Here is a 19,777-nt window from a genome sequence, read left to right as displayed (position 1 = left end):
TGCAGGCCCCGTACGCGACCTCGCCGTGAGCGCCGAGGGGTCGTGGCCGGGCACGGAGGTGGTCGTGGGCTTCTCCGTCGCGCCCGACGACACCCCGCCCTTGCCAGGTCGACGAGGAAGGGACGGCACCGCCCCGTCTCCGACGACCGGGGCGGTGCTCGTGTCGTGCGGTGGCGTCCGCGTCTCAGAAGGGGACGTCCGCGTACGGGGTGGTGGCCGAGGTGCCGTCGGTGGTCGTCCAGGTCACCTGGGCGTCCGGGGTGGTGGCGGTGCCGGTCCACCAGGCGGTGAACCAGCCGTCCTGCAGGGAGGCGATCAGCTGTCGCCCGTCGGCCAGGGTGAGGTCGATCCCGTGCACGTCGGGCCCGTAGCGGCCGGTGAGGTAGTGCAACCGGCTCTCGGGCGGGCCGTCGAGGTCGTCGCCGGAGACGGCGGCGGTGATGCCCGTGGTGGGGCGGTCGGTGACGTCGACGTCCAGCCCGCTCATGGAGTTGAGCAAGCCGGTGTCGTCGGGGCCGATGATGCAGAAGGCGGTCTGGTCGCCGTAGGCGGCGATCATCGAGGTGAGGTCGCCGCGGCGCTCCTCGAGCAGGTAGGTGGCGCTGGGGTCGTCCGCGATGCCGTCGCCGAACTCGCGCAGGCACGAGGTGCGCTCGGCGGTGGTGTCGCCGGCCGGCTCGGCGGTCGCTCCTGCGCTGGCCTTGGCCTCGGGGGTCAGGGCGGCCATCGCCGGGGCGGGCTGGGTCACGGTCAGGGTCACGGCGGTGATGCCCGCGGCCGCGGCCGCGACGAGGACGGCCCCGCGGCGCAGGCGACGGCTGCGTCGGGGGGAGGCGGAGGTCGGCCCCGGGGCGGTCTGGTGCAGCGGCAGGCGCGCGCGCACCCGCTGGTGCATCGCGGGGTCGCTCGCCTGGGGGGCTCCGGGGTCGACGCTGCGCAGGAGGGTGGCGACGTCGTAGGGCTCGTGGCGCATGGCAGGTCCTTTCACGAGGGGGTGGCGCTGGTCGAGGGGTGAGCGGTCGGCTCGGACGAGCCGTGGCCGGCCGGGGCGTCGGACCGTCGGGCCGGGTGCTCGTCGGTCCCGCGGGTGAGGTTCCGGGTCAGGTGGCGTCGGGCCCGGCTCAGGCGCATGGAGTAGGCCGCGCGGGAGCAGCCGAGCACCCGGGCCGCAGCGGCCCCGTCCAGCTCTTCGAGCAGGTGCAGGGACAGCACCTCCTGCTCGCCCGGTGCCAGGCCCGCCCAGGCGCGTCGCAGGTCGTCGCGGTCGCCCACGCCGGTGGCGGGATCGGGCACCGTGGTCGCGGACTCCGGGGCCAGGCGGATCTCGAGCCGGTCCCGTCGTCGGTGGCCGCGGGAGGCCGCCAGCAGGTGGTTGCGGGCCACCCCGAACAGCCAGGCCCGGGCGGGGTCGTCCCCGCCCGTCGCGGCGTGGGCCCCCGGGGGACCGACACCGCCCGAGGTCGGGATGTCGTCACGGCGCCGCCAGGCGGTGGTGTACACCTCGGCGACGACGTCCTCGACCTGGACGGGGTGGGTACGCCGTCGGACGTAGGCGGTGACGTCGACGACGGTGCGTCCGTAGAGGTCCTCGAAGGCGGCAGGGCTGGTGATCGGCACGGTGGGCTCCCGTCGGGTGGTCTCACCCCTCCATGTCGGCAGGGCGCCTCGTGCAACGCGGTCGTCGTCGGCGCCCTCACCACCGCCGGCCCGCGACGAGTGCACCGTGTCGAGCTCGCTGCTGGTCCCGAGCTGGGCGCACCCCCTCCGGGGACGACGTCTTCGGCTGCGACATGAGGCCGGACCCCTGGGCCACGGTCAGACCCGGCGCGACATGGCGCCTGCGGTCACGCGCGAGGCACCGTCATGACGACCTCCATCCCGGCGACGACATCGAGGGTGCCGTCACGGACGGCGTCCGCGGTGGCTGCGACCTCGATGTCGCGACCCTCCGGGACGTCCCCCGGCCGCCGTCCCAGCAGACGACCCCTGACCGCTGACGTCGCCGGCCAGGGGCGTGAGCACGCCGCCTCGCGACGTGCGTCCCAGCAGACCCGCCCGGAGAGCCGTCCCGGTCGACGTGCGTCGTGTGACCAGCGCCGACGACGGTCTCGCCCCTCGGACCAGGACCGGGACACGACCACGAGGCGTCGACGCCGACGTGACGACGGTTCGCCGCGGCTCCCCGGCCTGGCCGAGCGACCGGTCGACGAGCCCCCACGGCTGCTCCGAGGTGATCGCTCAGGGAGCGAGCATCGCCGCGGTGGGCGGGACCCACCGCAGGACGGTGAAGGCGACGAGGCAGACGACACCGACCGCGACGCGGCGGTCGGTGACCGCCTCCACGAGGCCCATGGACCGCCGTCGTAGGGCCGCCGTCGTCCACACGGCCCAGAGGGAGGCGCCGCCGAGGACGAGCACGACCGCGAGGGCGTTGCTGGCCAGGGCGGCGAGGACGTCGCCGTGGAGCAGGTCGGACACGGCGCGCAGGCCGCCGCAGCCGGGGCACGGGAGGCCGGTGAGCAGCAGGACCGGGCAGGTGCCCCAGCTGCCGCGGACGTGCGGGTCGCGGAGCGCGACGGCGGCGACGGCGGCCGCCCCCGCGCCGCCCAGCGCGAGGGGCGGGAGCCGCCGAGGGACGGTGCCCAGGGTCAGCGCGTACCCGCGGTGGTGTCGGTCCCGGACTCGGGCCCGCTCCCACCGGCCTTCTGCGTGCCCTGGCCGCGCGCGTCGTGGGGGGCGTCGCGGGGGTGGTCCGAGGACTGCTCGAGCTTGACGGCGCCGTACCCCTTGGCGGACAGGATGCGACCCACCACGGGTCCGAGGGCGAAGACCCCGAGCCCGGCCCAGAACATCCACCACGTCAGGAGCGCCACGCCGAAGGAGGCGATGAGCGCCCCCACCATGCAGATCGTCACGCCGGTCCAGGCGGCGGTGCTGTGACCGTGGTCCTCGGAGTGCGGCGGCAGGACGGGGCCGCGCTGCTGGCCGGCGTCCTGCTCGCTGTGCCGGACGTGCTCGCGCGCCCCGCTGCCGTCGGTCCGCTCGTGCTGGGCCATGGGGCTCCTCTCCTGCGACGGCCGGGGCCGTGCGGTCTGTCCGGTGCGCCCGTCGCGTGGGCGACGGGCGCCGGCTCGCTGCCCGCATCATGCCGCACGGGCGTCCGTCGACGGCGCCCGCAGGCCCGGCCGGGACGGGTCCCGGCGCGGGCGTCGGGGGCGACGGTCAGGCTCGCGGACCGCCGGTGGGGTCCTCGCCGCGGGAGATCGAGTCCCACGCGTCGAAGGCCTCACCGCGCAGGCGCAGCCGCTCGGCGGAGGGGTCGCGCGACCCTGCGGCCTCCGGAGGTCCGCCGGCGCCGTCCTCGTCGACCGCGGAGCCCTCGTCGACGGCACCGCCGTCACGGACCACGGCGGGCGGCTCGTAGCGGCGCCCGGAGGGCCAGCGGCGCGAGACCACCGCCCCGACGGTCGCGAGCGCCACGAGCCCGACGCCGAGCAGCAGGGCGACGACCGGCCAGGCCGTGAAGGACGCCGTGGCGTCGGCCGCCGTGACGGACGCCGCCGTGACGCCGAGCGCGTCCCCCACCTCGGCGGTCGTGGCGCCCGCCGGGTCCACCAGGACGCCCGCGGACGCCGTCGCGACGCCCGCGCCCGCGAGGGCGACGACCGCCGTGGCGACGAGGGTGCCCACGCGGCGGGTCGTGCTCGCGGCGCCGGCACCGGCCAGGGCGACGAGGCCGAGCGCGGGGACGAGAGGGGACGCGGCGCCGCCGCTCGCGGCGACCTGGCCCGCCCCCGTCACCGCGCCGGTGACCTCCGCACGGGTCCACACCGGCGCGCTCGCGACGAGCACGAGCACCCCCAGCAGGAGCAGGCCGAGGACCGTGCGCGCCCGGCTCAGGCGCGGGAGGTCACCGTGCGAGCGCCCGCCGCCCACGCTCGGGGTGCCGCCGGTCCGGGCGCCGCCGGTCCGGGCGCCGCCGGTCCGGGCGCTCACGGCGCGGCCTCCCCCGGTGTGCGCAGCGTGACGGCCGCCGCGACCGCCCGCAGCACCGCCGCGGCCTTGGCCCGGCACTCGGCGTCCTCCGCCTCGGGCACGGAGTCGGCGACGACGCCCGCACCGGCCTGCACGTGGGCGACCCCGCCGGAGAGCACCGCGGTGCGGATGGCGATCGCCATGTCGAGGTCCCCGGCGAAGTCGAGGTACCCGACGACGCCGCCGTAGACGCCGCGCCGGACGGGCTCGAGGGCGTCGATCAGCTCCATCGCCCGTGGCTTCGGCGCCCCGGACAGCGTCCCCGCCGGGAAGGCGGCCCGCAGGACGGCCAGCGCGGCCGTGCCGGGACGCGCCTCGCCGAGGACCGTCGAGACGAGGTGCATGACGTGGCTGTAGCGCTCCACGGCCATGAACTCGACGACGTCGACCGTGCCCGGGTCGCACACGCGGGCGAGGTCGTTGCGGGCGAGGTCGACGAGCATGAGGTGCTCGGAGCGCTCCTTGGCGTCGTCCAGCAGCTCCTCGGCGAGGCGCACGTCGTCCTCCGGCTTGGCGCCGCGGGGCCGGGTGCCCGCGATCGGGTGGGCCAGCACCCGCCCCGCCTCGACCTTGACGAGGGCCTCGGGGCTCGAGCCGACGACGTCGACGGCGCTGCCGTCCGCCCTCCGGCCGCGGAACAGGTACATGTACGGGCTCGGGTTCGACGCGCGCAGGCAGCGGTAGACGTCGAGGGCGTCGGCGGGGCAGTCCAGCTCGAAGCGCTGGGAGAGCACGACCTGGAAGACCTCGCCGTCGACGATGGCCTCCTTCCCGCGGCGCACCGCGGCCAGGTAGTCCTCGCGCCGGGTCCGCTCGCGCGGGGCGGGGGGCTCACCGCCACCGCCGTCGTGCACGGCGACCGTCGAGGGCGCCGGCGCCGCGAGCTCCCCCACCATCCGGTCCAGCCGGGCCACGGCGTCGGCCCAGGCCTCGTCGACGCGCTCGTCGGTGCCGTCGCCGTTCACCGCGTTCGCGACGAGCAGCAGGGTGCCGTCGCTGTGGTCGAGCACCGCGACGTCGGTGGCCAGCGCCATCATCACCGCCGGCGCGCCGATCTCGTCCGGCAGCTCCTCGGGCGGCGGCGCGGGCAGGCGCTCCCAGGCGCGGACGACGTCGTAGCCGAGGACGCCGACCATCCCGCCGGTCAGCGGTGGCAGGCCCGGCAGGCGCGGGGTGTGCAGGGCCTCCATCACGGCCGCCAGCACCTCGGTCGGCTCCCCCGCGGTGGGCACGCCCGCCGGCGGCTCGCCGACCCACTGAGAGCGTCCCTCCTCGCCGAGGAGCATCGCACCGGAGCGGGCGCCGACGATGGACCAGCGCGACCAGCGACCGCCGTGCTCGGCGGACTCCAGCAGGAAAGAGCCGGGCGCGTCGCCGGAGAGCTTGCGGTAGAGCCCGACCGGCGTCTCGCCGTCGGCGAGGACGCGGCGCACGACGGGGACCACGCGCCGGTCGCGGGCGAGCTCGCGGAAGACGTCGAGGTCCGGCCAGGTGACGCCGAGCCGTCCGTCGGGGCCCGCGCTCACGGGTGGTCGCCCGGCTCGCCGTCCGCCGTGGCGACGTCGAGCGCCCCGAGGTCGCGGCCGTCGAAGCAGGTCCGCGTCCCGGTGTGGCAGGCGGGGCCGACCTGGTCGACGCGGACGAGCAGGGCGTCGCCGTCGCAGTCGAGCGCGACCGAGCGCACGTGCTGGACGTGGCCCGAGGTGTCCCCCTTGCGCCACAGCTCGCCGCGGCTGCGGCTCCAGTAGGTCGCCCGCCCCGTGGTCAGGGTGGCGGCGAGGGCCTCGTCGTCCATCCAGGCCAGCATCAGCACGTCCCCGGTGCCGTGCTCCTGGACGACGGCGGCGACGAGGCCGTCCGACGTGCGGCGCAGGCGCGCGGCCACCTCCGGGTCGAGCGAGGACGGCGGCGGGGTGCCCGGCGACGAGGGCGCGGAGGTCGCGGCCGGGGGGGCGGCCGGGGGGTCGGCGGGGGTGGTCGTGCTCACGGGCCGATCCTCCCACCGCTCCCCCGGCCGACCGGCGGCCGCCGCGGGCAGCGGCCGTCGCCCCTCAGCGCACCGGCTCGAGCTGCGCCGACCAGGCCCCGTGCAGGCCGGCGTAGGTGCCGCCCGCGGCGATGAGCTCGGCGTGCCGACCGGTCTCGACGACGCGGCCGCCCGCGACGACGACGACGAGGTCGGCGCGCTCGGCGGTCGACAGCCGGTGCGCGATCGTCACGGACGTGCGCCCGGCCATCAGCCGCTCGAGCGCGGCGCCGATGGCCACGTCCAGCGCGGGGTCGACCGCCGAGGTCGCCTCGTCGAGGACGAGGACGTCCGGGTCGGCCACCCGGGCCCGCGCGAGCGCCACGAGCTGGCGCTCGCCGGCGGACAGGCTCTCGCCCCGCTGGCCGACCCGGGTGTCCAGGCCGTCGGCGAGGTCGTCGAGCCAGCCCAGGAGCCCGAGCTCGCGCACGGCCCGCTCGACGTCCTCGCGGGTGGCGCCCTCGCGGCCGAGCGCGACGTTGTCGGCCACGGTGCCCTCGAAGAGGAACCCCTCCTGCGGCACCATCGCGACGCGACGGCGCAGGCTCGCGGAGCGGACCTCGCGCAGGTCCGCGCCGCCGACGACGACCCGGCCGCTGCTCGGGTCCTGCAGGCGCGTGAGCAGGCGCGCCAGCGTCGTCTTGCCCGACCCGGTGCGCCCGACGACGGCGACGCGCGTGCCGGGCGCGACGGCGAGGTCGACGTCGGTCAGCGCGGGCGGCCCGCCCGGGTAGGCGTACCCGAGGCCCTCGACCCGCAGCTCCAGCGGCCCCTCCGGCAGGTCGACGCCGCCCGGCCCCGGGTCGGCGAGGTCCACGGGCGTGTCGAGCAGCGCCAGCACGCGGCGCCACCCGGCGACCGCGTTCTGGAGCTCGTTGAGGACCTCCGTCAGGCTCTGCACGGGCCCGGTGAGCAGCTGGACCAGCAGCAGCACGGACGTGAGCTGCCCGAGGGTGAGGTCGCCGTCCACCCCGAGCAGCGCGCCGACGACGACGACGGCCGCGACCACGACGCCCGCCCCGAGCACCGCCGTCGAGAAGGACGTCGCGACGAGGGTCTGCGCCCGGACCTGGGCCTGACGCTGGTCCTCGACCGCGTCGTCGACGCGGGTCCGCGTGCGCTCCTCCGCGCCGTAGGCGCGGATGGTGTCGGCGCCCACGACGGTCTCGGAGACGCCTCCGAGCACGCGGCCGACCCGCGCGCGCACCTCGGCGTAGGCCGCGGAGACGCGTGGCTGCATCCACCGGCCGAACAGGACGACCGGGACGAAGCAGACGAGCACCACGAGCAGCAGCGGCCAGGACGTCACGCCGATGATGACGGCGACGACGACGACCTGGCCGAGCGAGAGCACGAGCAGCAGCCCGCCGTACTGGAGGAACTGGGAGATCGTGTCGACGTCCGTCGTCACCCGGGAGACGAGCGAGCCGCGCTGCTCCGAGGACTGGGTGAGCGCCGAGAGGTCGTGCACGCGGCGGAAGGCGGTCGTCCGGAGCTCGGCGAGCCCCGCCTCGGTCGCGGTGAACAGCCGCCGGTTGACGACGTAGGAGACGACGGCGGTCGCCAGGACCACCACGACACCCACCAGGGCCAGGCGCAGCACGAGGCCGGGGTCGGGGCCGTCGGGCCCGTTGATGCCGGTGTCGATCGTGCGCTGGGTGGCCAGCGGGACGACGACGCGCCCCGCCGTGGCCAGCACGCCGAGCAGCAGGGTGCCGACCAGCCCGCGGCGCATGAGCGGCGACAGGGCGAGGCCGCGCCGGACCGTCGCCACGACGCCGTCGCCGGCGGCCTCCCGCGCGATGCGGGTCCCGGCCGGCGCGCGGCGCGCCGGGCCGCCGGGCCCTGCTCCCGCGCTCCGGTCCGTGGCGAGGGCCCTGTCCGTGCCGCCGGCCCTCTCCGTGCCGCCGGCCCTCTCCGTCCCGCCGGCCCCGGGGCTCGGCTGCGGCTGCGGCGCGGCGGGCGGGGGCGTGCCGCCGCTCACCGCCGGCCCCCGGCGGGCCGCGCGCCGTCACGGTCGGTCGCGGGCGCCCGGTCGTCGTCGTAGTCGTGGCCGTCGCCGTCGTCGTCCGGCGGGCTCGCGCCCGCGAGAGCGGCCTCCTCGTAGGCGTTCACGAGGTGGCGGTAGCCGGGCCGGCGCTCGAGGAGCTCGGCGTGCGTGCCCTCGTCGACGACGCGGCCGCGCTCCATCCAGGCGACACGGTCGGCGAGGGCGATGGTGGCGCGGCGGTAGGCGACGAGCAGGACGGTCGGGCGCGGCGCCCCCGGCGCGCCCGGCCGGCGCAGCGCCGTGAGGATCTGGGCCTCGACGGCCGGGTCGACCGCGGACGTCGCGTCGTCGAGCACGAGCAGGCGGGGGTCGCGCACGAGCGCCCGCGCCAGCGCCAGCCGCTGGCGCTGGCCGCCGGACAGCGACGTGCCGCGCTCCCCCACCCGCGTCTCGAGGCCGTCGGGGAGGGCGTCGACGAACTCGGCCGCCTGCGCCGTCTCGAGGGCGTCGCGCAGCCGCTCCTCGGTGACCTCGGCCCCCAGGGTGATGTTGCCGCAGACCGTGTCGTCGAACACGAAGGTGCTCTGCGGCACGAGCGCGACCTGCGCCGGCAGGCTGCCCTCCGCCAGGTCGCGGACGTCGACCCCGCCGAGCCGGACCACGCCGGCGTCGGGGTCGAGCAGACGGACCGCGAGGGCGGCGAGCGTCGACTTGCCCGAGCCCGTGGGCCCGACCAGCGCCGTCGTGGACCCCGCCGGGACGTCGAGGTCCACCCCGCGCAGGGCCGGGACGGCCGCGCGGGGTGCGGCCTCCTCCGTGGCCCCCCGGGCGGCGGACCGGCCCGCGGTCGTCACCTCGCCGGCGTCGAGGTCCTCGTCGGCGGTGCGCGCGTGCGCCAGCGCGACGCCGCGCATCTGCAGGCCCAGGCCGCCCTCCGGCAGCGGCCGTCCGCCCCACGCCGTCCGCCCGCGCGCGTCCAGCACGGTGCGCACGCGGCCGAACCCGACGGCGGACCGGGGCAGCTCGGCGAGCACCCAGCCGAAGGCGCGCACGGGCGAGGCGAGCACGGTCAGCAGGTAGACGACGGTGAAGACGTCCCCGACGCCCACGTCCCCGGACGCGGCCCGCACGGCGCCGACGACGAGCACCGCCAGGCTGGCGAGGCTCGGCAGCGCCTCGACGACGGGGTCGAAGGCGCCCCGCGTGCGCCCGACGTCGACGTTGGCGGCGCGCAGCCGGTCGGCGGCCCCGCCGAAGCGCCGCGTCTCGGCCCCCTCGCGGCCGAGGGTCTTGACGACCACGGCGCCGTCGAAGCTCTCGTGCGCCGTCGCGGACACCTCGCCGCGCAGCGCCTGCGCCCGCACGACCCGTGGCGACATCGCCCTCTGGTAGGCGATGTTCGCGACCGCCATCGCGGGGATGGTCAGCAGCCCGACGACGGCGAGCACCGGGTCGGCCGCCACCATCGCGACCGCCGCCACGACCGCCATGACGACGACGCCGAGGGCCATCGGGAGCGGGTTGAAGATGGCGAAGCTCGCCTCGACGTCGCTGCTGGCGTTGGCGAGCAGCTGCCCCGCCGGGTGGCGGTGGTGCCACGCCAGCGGCAGGCGCAGGTACTGGTGCGCCAGCCGGCGCCGGTACCGCGCCTGGAGGTTCGCGAAGACGCGGCCCGCGACGATGCGGCGCAGGGCCACGGCGACGGCGGTCACGACGGCCACCCCGGCGAGCGCCAGGCCGGCGAGCAGGGCGTCCACCCGGCTCACGCCCGGCTCGCCCGCGAACAGCGGGACGAGGACCTCGTCGGTCGTGCGGCCGAGCAGCCACCCCGCCGCCGCGGTGCCGGCGCCGTACACGGCGGAGACGGCCACCGCGAGGCCGAGGACGCGCGGCTCGTCCTTCGCGCCCCGGACGACGACGCGCACGCCGCGGCGCGTCGCCCCCGGCGGGGACGAGGGCCGCCGGCGGCGGTCCGCCTGCCGCGGGACCCCCTGCGACACCTCCGGCGACACCTCCGGCCCCGACCCCCGGGGTGGGGTGGTGGTACGGGTCGACGCGTCGGTCGGTTCGGGGCGGCGGTGCACGGGCGTCCTCTCGAGCGGGCCCACGGGGGTGGACGCGTCACGTTCTCACGGCGCACCGACAGCGGCTCCGACCGGCGGCCGGTCCGACGGCGGCCGGCCTTCGGGCGGCGGGCGGCCCCCGGGCGGCGGGCGGCCCTCGGGCGGCGTCCCGGGGGCGGCGGTGGCGAGGCCGTCACCGCGGTGGGCGCCCGACCGCCGCACCGGGACGTCGCCGCACCGGGACGTCACCGCACCGGGACGTCACCGCACCGGGAGGGGGCACGATGGGGTGATGACCGCCTCCTCCGACGAGCGCGCCGTCCTGGCCGCCGCGCTGGCCGCCGCCGGCCCCGACGCCCCCACCCTGTGCGAGGGGTGGACGACGCGGGACCTCGCCGCGCACCTCGTCGTCCGGGAGGGCCGCCCCGACGTCGCGCTCGGGATGGTGCTCCCCCCGCTCGCAGGGCACGCCGCGCGCGTGACCCGACGGGTGCGCCGGCAGCCGTACGACGACCTCGTCGCCTCGTTCGCGGACGGACCGCCGCGCCTGTCCCCGTTCCGGGTGCCGCCCCTGGACGCCGCGGTCAACAGCGCCGAGCACTTCGTCCACGCGGAGGACGTCCGCCGCGCCGGGGACGCGCCGGTCGGGCCGCGCGACCTCTCCCCCGCCGTCCGCTCCGCCCTCTGGGCGACCGTGCGGCTGCGCGCGCGGGGGCTCTACCGCGGCGCCGCCGTCGGCGTCGAGCTCGCGACCCCCGAGGGCCGGTCCGTCGTCCGGCGCGCGCCGGAGGGGGCGGGCACGGTCGTCGTCCGGGGCGACGCGGGCGAGGTGGTCCTCTTCACGTTCGGCCGCGGCGCCGTGGCCCACGTCGAGCTGGACGGCTCGCCCCAGGACGTCGCCGTCGTCACGGGCGTGCGCCGCAGCGTCTGAGCGGTGCCCTCACAGCGGCGGGGCGAGCTCCTCGTGCCTCCCGGCGACGCCCTCGCCCGCGTGGACGGCCGCGCCCGCCCGCCGCACCGGGTGCCCGGCGGCGGCGAGCGCGTCCTTGACCTGGCCGACCGACAGGACGCCGAAGTGGAAGACCGACGCGGCGAGGACGGCGTCCGCCCCGGCCTCGACGGCGGGCGCGAAGTCCGCCAGCCGCCCGGCGCCGCCGCTCGCGACGACCGGCACGCCCACCTCGGCGCGGACGGCCCGCAGCATCTCCAGGTCGAACCCGGCCGTCGTGCCGTCGGCGTCGACCGAGTTCAGCAGGATCTCGCCGGCCCCGAGGCGCGCGGCCTCGGCGGCCCACGCGAGCGCGTCGACGCCGGTGCCGCGCCGCCCGCCGTGGGTCGTGACCTCGAACCCCGACGGCGTGCGCTCGGACGGCGGCGTGCCCGGCGGGCAGCGCCGGGCGTCGACGGAGAGCACGAGCACCTGCGCGCCGAAGCGGTCGGCGATCTCGGTGACGAGCCTCGGGCGCGCGACGGCGGCGGTGTTGACGCCGACCTTGTCGGCACCGGCCCGCAGGAGCCGGTCGACGTCCGCGACGCCGCGGACGCCGCCGCCGACCGTCAGCGGGACGAAGACCTGCTCGGCCGTGCGCGCGACGACGTCGTAGGTCGTCTCCCGCGCGTCCGAGCTCGCCGTGACGTCGAGGAACACGAGCTCGTCGGCGCCGTCGTCGCCGTACTGGCGCGCGAGCTCAACGGGGTCCCCGGCGTCGCGGAGCCCGGCGAAGTTGACGCCCTTGACGACCCGCCCGGCGTCGACGTCGAGGCAGGGCACGACACGGACGGCGAGGCTCACGGCGGCCAGCGTAGGGGGACCCTCACCGCGGGCGCGGGGCCGCCGGGGGACGCCCGGCCGCCCCGCCTCGTGGTCGTCGAGGGCCGCAGCGGCGCGGGCAAGTCGACGCTGGCCGACCTGCTCGGGGCGGCGCTGGCCGCCCCCGTGCTGCGCATGGACGACCTCTACCCCGGCTGGGACGGGCTCTCCGCCGGCTCCCGCCGGCTCGAGGAGGAGGTGCTCCCCCGCTTCCGGCGCGGCGCGCCGGTGCGCCTGCGGCGCTGGAGCTGGGCCCGCGGCCGGTGGTGCCCGCCCGCCGCGGCCCCGCTCGTCGTCCCGCCCGCCCCGCTGCTCGTCGTCGAGGGCGTCGGGGCCGGCACCCGGGGGGCGACGCGCCCCGGGGACGTCCTGCTGTGGCTGCAGGCACCGGAGGCCGTCCGACGACGGCGTGCGCTGGACCGCGACGGCGACGCCTACGCGCCGCACTGGGAGCGGTGGGCGGCCCAGGAGGAGCGGCACCTGGCCGCCCACGACCCGCGCGGGCGCGCCGACGTCGTCGTCCGCACCGGCTGACGTCCCCCGGCCGAGGTCCCCACCGACCGGCGCCCCCACCGGCCGGCGTCCCCACCGCAAGGCCCGTGCGTCTGGGAGCATCCGGCGTGGCCGTCCCCCGCCCCCGCGCCGTGGCGCACGCGTGGCCGCTGGGCTGGCAGGTGCGCGTCGGGGCGCGGGGCCGCCGGTCCGCGCGCGACCGGGTCGCCCGCCTGCGCCGTCGGGGCCCGAACATCCTCCAGTGCGCGCTGGCCGGGACGCTCGCGTGGGCGCTGGCGCGGTACGCGCTCGGTCACGAGCAGCCGTTCTTCGCCCCGGTGGCGGCCGTCGTCGCGCTCGGGCAGGCCTACGAGGGGCGGCTGCGGCGGACGGCCGAGGTCGTCGTCGGCGTCGCGGTCGGGGTGGGCGTCGGCGAGCTGCTCGTCTCGCAGCTCGGCAGCGGCGTGTGGCAGCTGGCGCTCGTGGTGGCGCTGTCCATGTCGCTCGCCGTCCTGCTCGACGCCGGGCAGCTGCTCGTCACGCAGGCGGGGGTGCAGGCGGCCATCGTCACGGCGCTGGCGGCCCCGGTCACGACAGGGGTCGACCGCTGGGTCGACGCGCTCGTCGGCGGGTCCGTGGCGCTCGCCGTCGCGGCGCTGCTGCCGACGGCGCCGCTGCAGCGCCCCCGGCGCCTCGCCGCGTCGGCGACGGCCGAGCTCGCCGAGCTGCTGGCCGAGGCCTCGCTCGCCGCCCGCGACGCCGACGGCCGGCGCGCCCGGGCAGCGCTGGAGCGCGCGCGCACGGACCAGGGCGCCTACGAGGCGCTGGGGCCCGCGGCCGACGAGGCCCTCGCCGGGCTGCGCCTGTCGCCGTTCCGGCACCGGCACCGACCGGGCCTCGTGCGGGTGCGCGACCTCGCCGTCCCCCTGGACCGGGGGGTGCGCAACGTGCGGGTCCTGCTGCGGCGCCTGTCCGTCGCGGCGCAGTCCGGCGAGGCGCTGCCCGCCGAGCTCGGCGGCCTCCTGGACGACCTCGCCGTGCTGACCACGCAGCTGTCCGAGGCCGTGCTGGAGGCCCGGCGCGACGACGACGTCCTCCTCGACCTCGCCGAGGTCGGCCGTCGGGCGGGTGCCCTGGCGGACGGCCCGCTCGGCCTGTCCGCGGCCGTCTGCGTCGGGCAGGTCCGCAGCACGGTCGTCGACCTGCTGCAGGTCGGGGGCTGGTCGGACGCCCAGTCGCTGGCCGCCGTCCCGCCCGTCCGCTGACCGGCCGTCGCCGGTCCCGGGACGTCCTCGCGCTCCTCAGCCCCTGGGCGAGTGCAGTGCGACGAGCGTGGCGAGCCGCCGTGCCTCGGCGTCCGCGGAGGCCCCGTCGGCGCGCTGCACCGCCATGACGGCGAGCACGTCGCCGTCCGAGAGGTCGAGCTGGACCCACGGCTGGCCGTCCCCGAGCCGGACCTCGACGACCTCCGCCCACGCGAGCCGGCGGCTCAGGAAGAGGTTCCGGACGGCGAGCCCCTCCTCGTCCGGGACGGCGCGGACCCCGGCCTGACGCGCCATGAAGGCGGCGACGAGGGCACCGACGACGAGGAACCCGACCCGGTCGCCGGCCGCCACGTCGGGGACCAGGACGGTGAGCAGCAGCGCGCCGACGACGGCGAGGACGGCGACCACCCAGGCCACGGCGCGGGCTCGGCGCGGGGCGAAGGGCCGGTGCAGGCGCTCGCGCTCCTGCCGCCGCCCGTCGTCCCCCCGACCGGCGTCCCCCCGACCGTCGTCCCCCCGCCCGTCGTGCCCGTCCGCCGGCGTCCCCGGCCGTGCGCGCGCCACGGTCAGATCCGGCAGGCGTGGATCGTCGTCACGAGGATGGCGCGGGCGCCCACGTCGTGGAGCCGGTCCATCACCGCGTTCACCTCGGCGCGCCGCACCATGGACCGGACGGCGACGTAGCTCGCGTCCCGCAGCGGGGAGACCGTCGGTGACTCGAGCCCGGGCGTCAGGGCCGAGGCCTCGTCGAGGTGGTCGACGTGCACGTCGTAGTCGACCATCACGTAGTCGCGGGCCACGAGGACGCCCTGCACGCGCCGCACGAGCACGTCGAGCGCGGGCGGCGACGGGACCCCGCGCCGAGCGACGAGGACGGCCTGCGACTGCAGGATCGGGTCGCCGAAGACCTCCAGCCCCGCGGCGCGCAACGTCGAGCCCGTCTCCACGACGTCGGCGATGACGTCGGCGACGCCGAGGGCCACGGAGATCTCGACCGCACCGTCCAGACGCACGACGGGCGCGTCGACGCCGCGCTCGGCGAGGTGCGCGCGGACGAGGCCGTCGTAGCTCGTCGCGACCCGACGGCCGGCGAGCCCGGAGAGGTCGGCGGGCGCCTCCCCCGTGCGCGCGGCGAACCGGAAGGTCGACGAGGCGAACCCGAGCTCCAGGACCTCGTCGGCGTCGGCCCCGGAGTCCAGGAGGAGGTCCCGGCCCGTGATGCCGGCGTCCAGCGTACCCGCGCCGACGTAGACGGCGATGTCGCGGGGCCGCAGGAAGTACAGCTCGACGTCGTTGTCGGCGTCGACGAGCACGAGCTCGCGGCCGGTCCGCCGCTCGGCGTAGCCCGCCTCGCGCAGCAGGGTGGTGGCGGGCTCGGACAGGGCGCCCTTGTTGGGGACGGCGATGCGCAGCACGGGGAGGCCTCCGGGAGTGGCGCCCCGAGGGGGCGGGGGCAAGGCAGGGGGCGGTGCGAGCGGGGACAGGGCAGGGGGCGGTGCGGGCGGGGGCAAGGCAGGGGGCGGTGCGGGTGGGCCGCGAGGACGGCGCGACGTCGGCGGTCGGCGGCGTCAGAGGTGCGCGTACACGTCGTCCAGCGTGAGGCCGCGGGCGAGGAGCAGCACCTGCAGGTGGTACAGCAGCTGGGAGACCTCCTCCGCCGTGCGCTCGGGGCCCTCGTGCTCGGCGGCCATCCAGACCTCGGCGGCCTCCTCGACGACCTTCTTGCCGATGGCGTGGACGCCGGCGTCCAGCTCGGCCACGGTGCGCGAGCCCTCGGGTCGCTCCTGCGCCTTCGCGGCGAGCTCGGCGAAGAGGGCGTCGAAGGTCTTCACGGGCGCCCAGGCTAGGTGGTCGTCGCCGGCCGGCCGTGCGCCGGCGCCGCAGCGGGGCGGGCTCACCCCAGCGCGGTGACGGCCGGGTCGTCCGGGCCGCCCGTCGCCCCCGCGTCGGTGCGGCGCTCGCGGCGCTGGGCCCGCACCCACGTCCGGGCGCCCCACAGCACGAAGCCCGCGTAGACCAGGTACAGGACGGCGGACGGGTAGTACCCGGCCGCCACGAGCAGGGGCACGCCCACGACGTCGACGGCGATCCACACGAGCCAGAAGTCCGTCCACCCGCGGGCCATCCCGTACGTCGCGAGGAGCGAGCCGGTGAAGATCCACGCGTCCGGGTAGGGCCCGAAGCTGTCGAGGGCGGCGAAGACCTGCGCCATGAGCAGCGTCCCGAGCACCATGGCCGCGACGAGGACCGCCCGCTCCCGTCCCGTCGCCCACCGCGGCCGGACGGCGGGGGCGTCGGGCCCGCCCGTGCGGCGGGTGCGGCGCCAGCGGACCCAGCCGTAGACGCTGACGAGGAGGAAGAAGACCTGCCGGCCGGCCTGGCCGTAGAGGTCGACGGCCTGCGGGGTCGCGAAGACGCCGCCGAGGAAGACCGTGAACAGCAGCGCGTTGCCGACCACGCCCACGGGCCAGGCCCACACCCTCCGTCGCATCCCGCCGACGGCGGAGGCCAGGCCGAAGAGGTTGCCGACGACCTCGCGCAGCAGCAGCGGGACGCCGCCGATGACGACGGCCGCGTCCAGGACGGACGCGAGGCCGTCGACGAGGTCGCTCACGCCGGCGGGCTCGTACGGCCGGCGCCGGGGGCACCGGTGGGGTCGGCCGGCACGGACCCAGGGGTCGCCGCTGCCGCGAGCGCGCGCAGCTCCTCGACCGCGGCCGCCGCGTCGTCCGCGCCGTAGACGGCCGAGCCGGCCACGAAGACGTCGGCGCCGGCCTCGGCGGCGCGCTCGACCGTCGCGGCGCTCACCCCGCCGTCCACCTGCACGGCCACGTCGAGGCCGGCGGCGGAGACCGCCGCCCGCAGCCGGCGGACCTTCGGCAGGACGACGTCGAGGAACGACTGGCCGCCGAAGCCCGGCTCGACGGTCATGACGAGGACGAGGTCGACCTCGCCGAGCAGGTCGACCCACGGCTCGACCGGCGTCGCCGGGTTGAGGGCGACCCCCGCCCGGGCGCCGAGGCGCCGCAGCTCGCGCGCCAGCCGCACCGGCGCGGCGGCGGCCTCGGCGTGGAAGGTGACGCCCTGCGCGCCCGCCTCCGCGTAGGCCGGCGCCCAGCGGTCGGGCGCCTCGACCATGAGGTGGCAGTCCAGCGGCAGCGGGCTCACCTGGGCCAGTCGCTCGACGACCGGCAGCCCCAGCGTCAGGTTCGGGACGAAGTGGTTGTCCATCACGTCGACGTGGACGGCGTCGGCGGTGCTGATCCGCGCCACCTCCGCCGCCAGGTCGGTGAAGTCCGCCGACAGGATGCTCGGGTGGACGCGCGGGCGGCGGACGGGCTGGTCGGGCACGGCGGCGAGCCTACGAGCCCGCCCGCACCCGCCCACCACCCCGATCATCGGCCACGTCGGGGTCGAGCCCCGACGCCCCGACGCGCGGTCACGTCGGGGCGAGCGGTCAGGAGACCCGGCGGAGCAGGGCGACGAACATCGCGTCGGTGCCGTGGGCGTGCGGCCACAGCTGCGCGGTGCGGCCGCGCGTCCCCTCGGGGCCGGTGGCGTCCGGCCCGCCGGACGCCGTGCCCGGGACGGGTGACCCCGCGGCGGCGTCGAGCGCCGCGGGGGCGTCGAGGAGCTCGACCGTCCCGCAGCGGCGCCGGACGGCGTCCCCGACGACGGCGAGGGTCTCCGCCGGGTGCGGCGAGCACGTCACGTAGGCGACGACCCCGCCGACCCGGACGGCGGCCAGGGCGGAGTCGAGCAGCCCCCGCTGGAGCGGGCCGAGGCCGGCGAGGTCGGACGGCTGACGACGCCAGCGCGCCTCCGGGCGCCGGCGCAGCGCCCCCAGGCCGGTGCACGGCGCGTCGACGAGCACCCGGTCGTAGGCGCCGGGCTCGTCGTCGCCGACCTCCCGGCCGTCGGCGGTGCGCACCTCGACGGCCGTACCGCCCGGCGCGACCGCCGCGACCGCCTGCTCCACGAGCCGGGCACGGTGCTCGCTGACCTCCACGGCGACGAGCGAGGCGCCACGGCCGGCACCGACGGCCGCCAGGAGGGCGGCCTTGCCGCCGGGACCCGCCGCCAGGTCGAGCCACCGCTCGTCGCGGCCCTCCAGCGGCGCCGCGGCGAGGGCGAGCGCCGCGAGCTGGCTGCCCTCGTCCTGCACCCGCGCACGCCCCTCGCGCACGGCGGGCAGCGCGCCGGGATCGCCCTCGTCGAGCCGCACCGCGACCGGCGACCAGGCGCCGGGGGTGCTCCGCAGCACGACGTCGCGCGCCTGCGCGACGAGCTCGTCCGGCGTCGCCAGCCCCGGCCGGGCCGCGAGGACGACCTCGGGGGCGGCGTTGTCCGCGCGCAGCAGCGCCTCGAGCTCGCCGACGTCGCGCCCGTGGGCGACGAGCGCCTCGCGCAGCGCCCGGACGACCCACGCCGGGTGGCTGTGCGCGACGGCCAGCCGCTCGGTCGTGTCGCCGCCGTCCGGCCCACCCTCCTCCGGGGCGACCTCGGCGAGCCAGGCGTCCCGGTCTCGCTCGGCCACGCGGCGCAGGACCGCGTTGGCGAAGCCGCCCGGTCCCGCGCCGATGCGCGTGCGCACGAGGCCGACGGTCTGGCTCACGGCCGCGTGCGCGGGGACGCGCGTCGCCAGCAGCTGGTGGACGCCGAGCCGCAGGGCGTCCAGCAGCGGCGGGTCGACCTGGGCCAGCGGCCGGCCGGAGCAGGTCGCCAGGACGGCGTCGTACAGGCCCCGGCCGCGCAGCGTGCCGTAGGCGAGCTCCGTGGCCAGCGCCGCGTCGCGCGCGTCCAGCCGGGCCCGGCGCAGCAGGCCGGGCAGCACGAGGTTGGCGTACGCGTCGTCCTCGCGGACGGCGGTGAGCACGTCGAGGGCGACCTCGCGCGCCGGGCCGCCGCCGCGCGAGCGCTGCGACGGCTTCGCGGTGGACCAGCGCTGGCGCGCGGGACCGCTCCGGGGAGCCGGTGCGCCGGCCCCCGCCCCGGTGCCCTCGCTACCGGCACCGCCCGTGCTGCCGGTCCTGCTGCTGCCGTCGGGACGCGCGGGCGGGGCCGCGCGGTCGGCGCCCCGGTCGGGACGTCGTGGGTCGGTGCTCGACGGGCCCCGCCGAGGAGCGCCGGAGCCTCGTCCGGCGGCGCCACCACGCCCGCCCTCCGCCCCAGGACGCCGCGCGTGGCCGGGACCTCCGGACGCCCCGGAGCCCCCTGACGACCGGGGACCCCCGGACGCCGCCCCGGGCCCCCCGTCGGCGCCGGGCCGTCCGGACGACCGGGGACGTCCGGAGGCCCCCCGGTGGCCGTCGCCGTCGGCCGGGTCGGCCCGTCGGCCGGCCGCCGGCGGTCGGCCGGCACCGTGGCGTCCCGGTCCCCGTCCCGCGCCGCCGCGCACGCCGGGCCGCCGCTGCCCGCCCCGGTCGCCGCGGTCCTGCGGCCCGTCCCCCGCACCCTCGTCGCTCATGCGCCGCCTCCCGGCCGCTCGTCGTCACCCGGCTGCTCGTCGCCCAGCTGCTCGTCGTCGGTGGGCCGGAGCCCCCGGGCCCAGTCCCGCGCCGCCATGGGGCGCCTGCCCGCGGGCTGCACCGTCGTGAGGCGGACGGGGGTCGTGCCGGTCCCGACCAGGACGGCGTCCCGGGTCACCGCGAGCCGCCCCGGCGGCAGGGGGGCCACGTCGGCGGCCGCGGGCTCGACGGGCTGCAGGCGCAGCCGCTCGCCGCGGACGGTCGTCCAGGCGCCCGGCGCGGGCGTGCAGCCGCGCACCCGGCGGTCGACGTCGTCCGCCGGCACCTCCCAGCGCACCCGCGCGTCCTCGGTGCGCAGCTTGGGCGCCAGGACGACGCCGTCGGCCGGCTGCGGGACCGCGTCGCCACGGCCGTCCTCCAGCGCGTCGAGGGTCTCGACGAGCAGGTCGGCGCCCGCCGGGGCGAGCCGCTCCAGCAGGTCCCCCGCGGTGTCCCGCGGTCCCACCCGCTCGGTGAGCCGCCCGAGCACGGGCCCGGTGTCCAGCCCCTCCTCGAGCCGGAAGACGCAGGCCCCCGTCGTCGCGTCCCCGGCGATCAGCGCGTGCTGGACGGGCGCGGCGCCGCGCCA

The 19,777-nt window shown here is 78.5% G+C and carries 19 protein-coding genes and 1 pseudogene; 3 read left to right on the top strand and 17 right to left on the bottom strand.

The annotated features are described in order from the left end of the window. Positions 1-184: 184 nt before the first annotated feature. The 9 genes from WDZ17_RS05395 to WDZ17_RS05355 form a co-directional block, all read right to left on the bottom strand. Positions 185-973 (bottom strand): hypothetical protein, encoded by a 789-nt coding sequence (locus WDZ17_RS05395; RefSeq protein ID WP_339574110.1) that lies wholly within the window; start codon positions 971-973, stop codon positions 185-187. 11 nt (positions 974-984) lie between these two features. Next, positions 985-1,617 carry an RNA polymerase sigma factor gene (locus WDZ17_RS05390; RefSeq protein ID WP_339574109.1) on the bottom strand — a complete coding sequence of 211 codons (633 nt, stop codon included), beginning with the start codon at positions 1,615-1,617 and terminating at the stop codon, positions 985-987. Between the two features lie 621 nt (positions 1,618-2,238). Then, positions 2,239-2,478 carry a hypothetical protein gene (locus tag WDZ17_RS05385; RefSeq protein ID WP_422631821.1) on the bottom strand — a complete coding sequence of 80 codons (240 nt, stop codon included), beginning with the start codon at positions 2,476-2,478 and terminating at the stop codon, positions 2,239-2,241. 170 nt (positions 2,479-2,648) lie between these two features. Then, the gene (locus WDZ17_RS05380; protein ID WP_339574108.1) at positions 2,649-3,056 is read right to left on the bottom strand and encodes an HGxxPAAW family protein; all 408 of its coding nucleotides are present in this window, start codon (positions 3,054-3,056) and stop codon (positions 2,649-2,651) included. Positions 3,057-3,222: 166 nt separating this feature from the next. Beyond that, positions 3,223-3,996 (bottom strand): Trp biosynthesis-associated membrane protein, encoded by a 774-nt coding sequence (locus tag WDZ17_RS05375; protein WP_339574107.1) that lies wholly within the window; start codon positions 3,994-3,996, stop codon positions 3,223-3,225. Continuing rightward, on the bottom strand, positions 3,993-5,561 hold the full coding sequence (locus WDZ17_RS05370) for an anthranilate synthase component I (protein WP_339574106.1): 1,569 nt from the start codon (positions 5,559-5,561) through the stop codon (positions 3,993-3,995). Before WDZ17_RS05370 ends, WDZ17_RS05375 begins: the two co-directional genes overlap by 4 nt. Beyond that, positions 5,558-6,022, bottom strand: coding sequence for a phosphoribosyl-AMP cyclohydrolase (gene hisI / locus WDZ17_RS05365; RefSeq protein WP_339574105.1), 465 nt, complete (start codon positions 6,020-6,022; stop codon positions 5,558-5,560). The genes WDZ17_RS05370 and hisI overlap by 4 nt, the downstream gene beginning before the upstream one ends. A 64-nt stretch (positions 6,023-6,086) precedes the next feature. Beyond that, positions 6,087-7,796: an ABC transporter ATP-binding protein gene (locus tag WDZ17_RS05360; RefSeq protein WP_422631838.1), complete on the bottom strand. Its 1,710-nt coding sequence runs from the start codon at positions 7,794-7,796 to the stop codon at positions 6,087-6,089. 245 nt (positions 7,797-8,041) lie between these two features. Then, positions 8,042-10,051, bottom strand: a complete 2,010-nt coding sequence (locus WDZ17_RS05355; RefSeq protein WP_339574103.1) for an ABC transporter ATP-binding protein — start codon at positions 10,049-10,051, stop codon at positions 8,042-8,044. A gap of 355 nt (positions 10,052-10,406) precedes the next feature. Between WDZ17_RS05355 and WDZ17_RS05350 the strand changes: the two genes are divergently transcribed. Beyond that, positions 10,407-11,045: a TIGR03085 family metal-binding protein gene (locus WDZ17_RS05350; protein ID WP_339574102.1), complete on the top strand. Its 639-nt coding sequence runs from the start codon at positions 10,407-10,409 to the stop codon at positions 11,043-11,045. A gap of 9 nt (positions 11,046-11,054) precedes the next feature. On the opposite strand, the gene hisF is transcribed toward WDZ17_RS05350, so the two are convergent. Further along, positions 11,055-11,906, bottom strand: coding sequence for an imidazole glycerol phosphate synthase subunit HisF (hisF, locus tag WDZ17_RS05345; protein WP_339574101.1), 852 nt, complete (start codon positions 11,904-11,906; stop codon positions 11,055-11,057). Between the two features lie 69 nt (positions 11,907-11,975). Between hisF and WDZ17_RS05340 the strand changes: the two genes are divergently transcribed. Continuing rightward, complete coding sequence (locus tag WDZ17_RS05340; protein ID WP_339574100.1) at positions 11,976-12,458, top strand: nucleoside/nucleotide kinase family protein; 483 nt, start codon at positions 11,976-11,978, stop codon at positions 12,456-12,458. A gap of 86 nt (positions 12,459-12,544) precedes the next feature. Next, positions 12,545-13,681, top strand: coding sequence for an FUSC family protein (locus WDZ17_RS05335; RefSeq protein ID WP_339574099.1), 1,137 nt, complete (start codon positions 12,545-12,547; stop codon positions 13,679-13,681). 36 nt (positions 13,682-13,717) lie between these two features. Here the strand turns inward: WDZ17_RS05335 and WDZ17_RS05330 are convergent, their stop codons facing one another. From WDZ17_RS05330 to WDZ17_RS05300, 7 genes and pseudogenes are all read right to left on the bottom strand, one after another. Further along, positions 13,718-14,245 carry a PH domain-containing protein gene (locus tag WDZ17_RS05330; protein ID WP_339574098.1) on the bottom strand — a complete coding sequence of 176 codons (528 nt, stop codon included), beginning with the start codon at positions 14,243-14,245 and terminating at the stop codon, positions 13,718-13,720. A 2-nt stretch (positions 14,246-14,247) separates the two neighbouring features. Beyond that, the gene (gene hisG / locus WDZ17_RS05325) at positions 14,248-15,096 is read right to left on the bottom strand and encodes an ATP phosphoribosyltransferase (RefSeq protein WP_339574097.1); all 849 of its coding nucleotides are present in this window, start codon (positions 15,094-15,096) and stop codon (positions 14,248-14,250) included. 153 nt (positions 15,097-15,249) lie between these two features. Further along, entirely contained in the window at positions 15,250-15,513 is a 264-nt protein-coding gene (locus WDZ17_RS05320) for a phosphoribosyl-ATP diphosphatase (protein WP_339574096.1), read from the bottom strand. 62 nt (positions 15,514-15,575) lie between these two features. Beyond that, a complete protein-coding gene (gene pnuC, locus WDZ17_RS05315) occupies positions 15,576-16,295 on the bottom strand; it encodes a nicotinamide riboside transporter PnuC (RefSeq protein ID WP_339574095.1) in 720 nt (239 codons plus the stop codon). Next, the gene (gene rpe / locus WDZ17_RS05310) at positions 16,292-17,032 is read right to left on the bottom strand and encodes a ribulose-phosphate 3-epimerase (RefSeq protein WP_339574094.1); all 741 of its coding nucleotides are present in this window, start codon (positions 17,030-17,032) and stop codon (positions 16,292-16,294) included. The genes pnuC and rpe overlap by 4 nt, the downstream gene beginning before the upstream one ends. Positions 17,033-17,138: 106 nt before the next feature. After that, positions 17,139-18,731, bottom strand: a pseudogene (locus WDZ17_RS05305) (RsmB/NOP family class I SAM-dependent RNA methyltransferase); the annotation flags it as partial. 413 nt (positions 18,732-19,144) lie between these two features. Beyond that, the coding region (locus tag WDZ17_RS05300; protein WP_339574092.1) for a methionyl-tRNA formyltransferase at positions 19,145-19,777 on the bottom strand (633 nt) is incomplete at its 5' end.

Source organism: Pseudokineococcus basanitobsidens, from assembly GCF_037482545.1.
GTDB classification, from domain to species: Bacteria; Actinomycetota; Actinomycetes; order Actinomycetales; family Quadrisphaeraceae; genus Pseudokineococcus; species Pseudokineococcus basanitobsidens.
This window is presented reverse-complemented; position numbering and strand designations above follow the sequence as displayed.

What these genes read in the sequence shown, in the direction of transcription:
- WDZ17_RS05395 (WP_339574110.1), bottom strand. Translation starts at nt 973, where the DNA reads ATGCGCCACGAGCCCTACGACGTCGCCACCCTCCTGCGCAGCGTCGAC.
- WDZ17_RS05380 (WP_339574108.1), bottom strand. Translation starts at nt 3,056, where the DNA reads ATGGCCCAGCACGAGCGGACCGACGGCAGCGGGGCGCGCGAGCACGTC.
- WDZ17_RS05360 (WP_422631838.1), bottom strand. Translation starts at nt 7,796, where the DNA reads ATGCGCCGCGGGCTGGTCGGCACCCTGCTGCTCGGCGTGCTGGCCACG.
- WDZ17_RS05350 (WP_339574102.1), top strand. Translation starts at nt 10,407, where the DNA reads ATGACCGCCTCCTCCGACGAGCGCGCCGTCCTGGCCGCCGCGCTGGCC.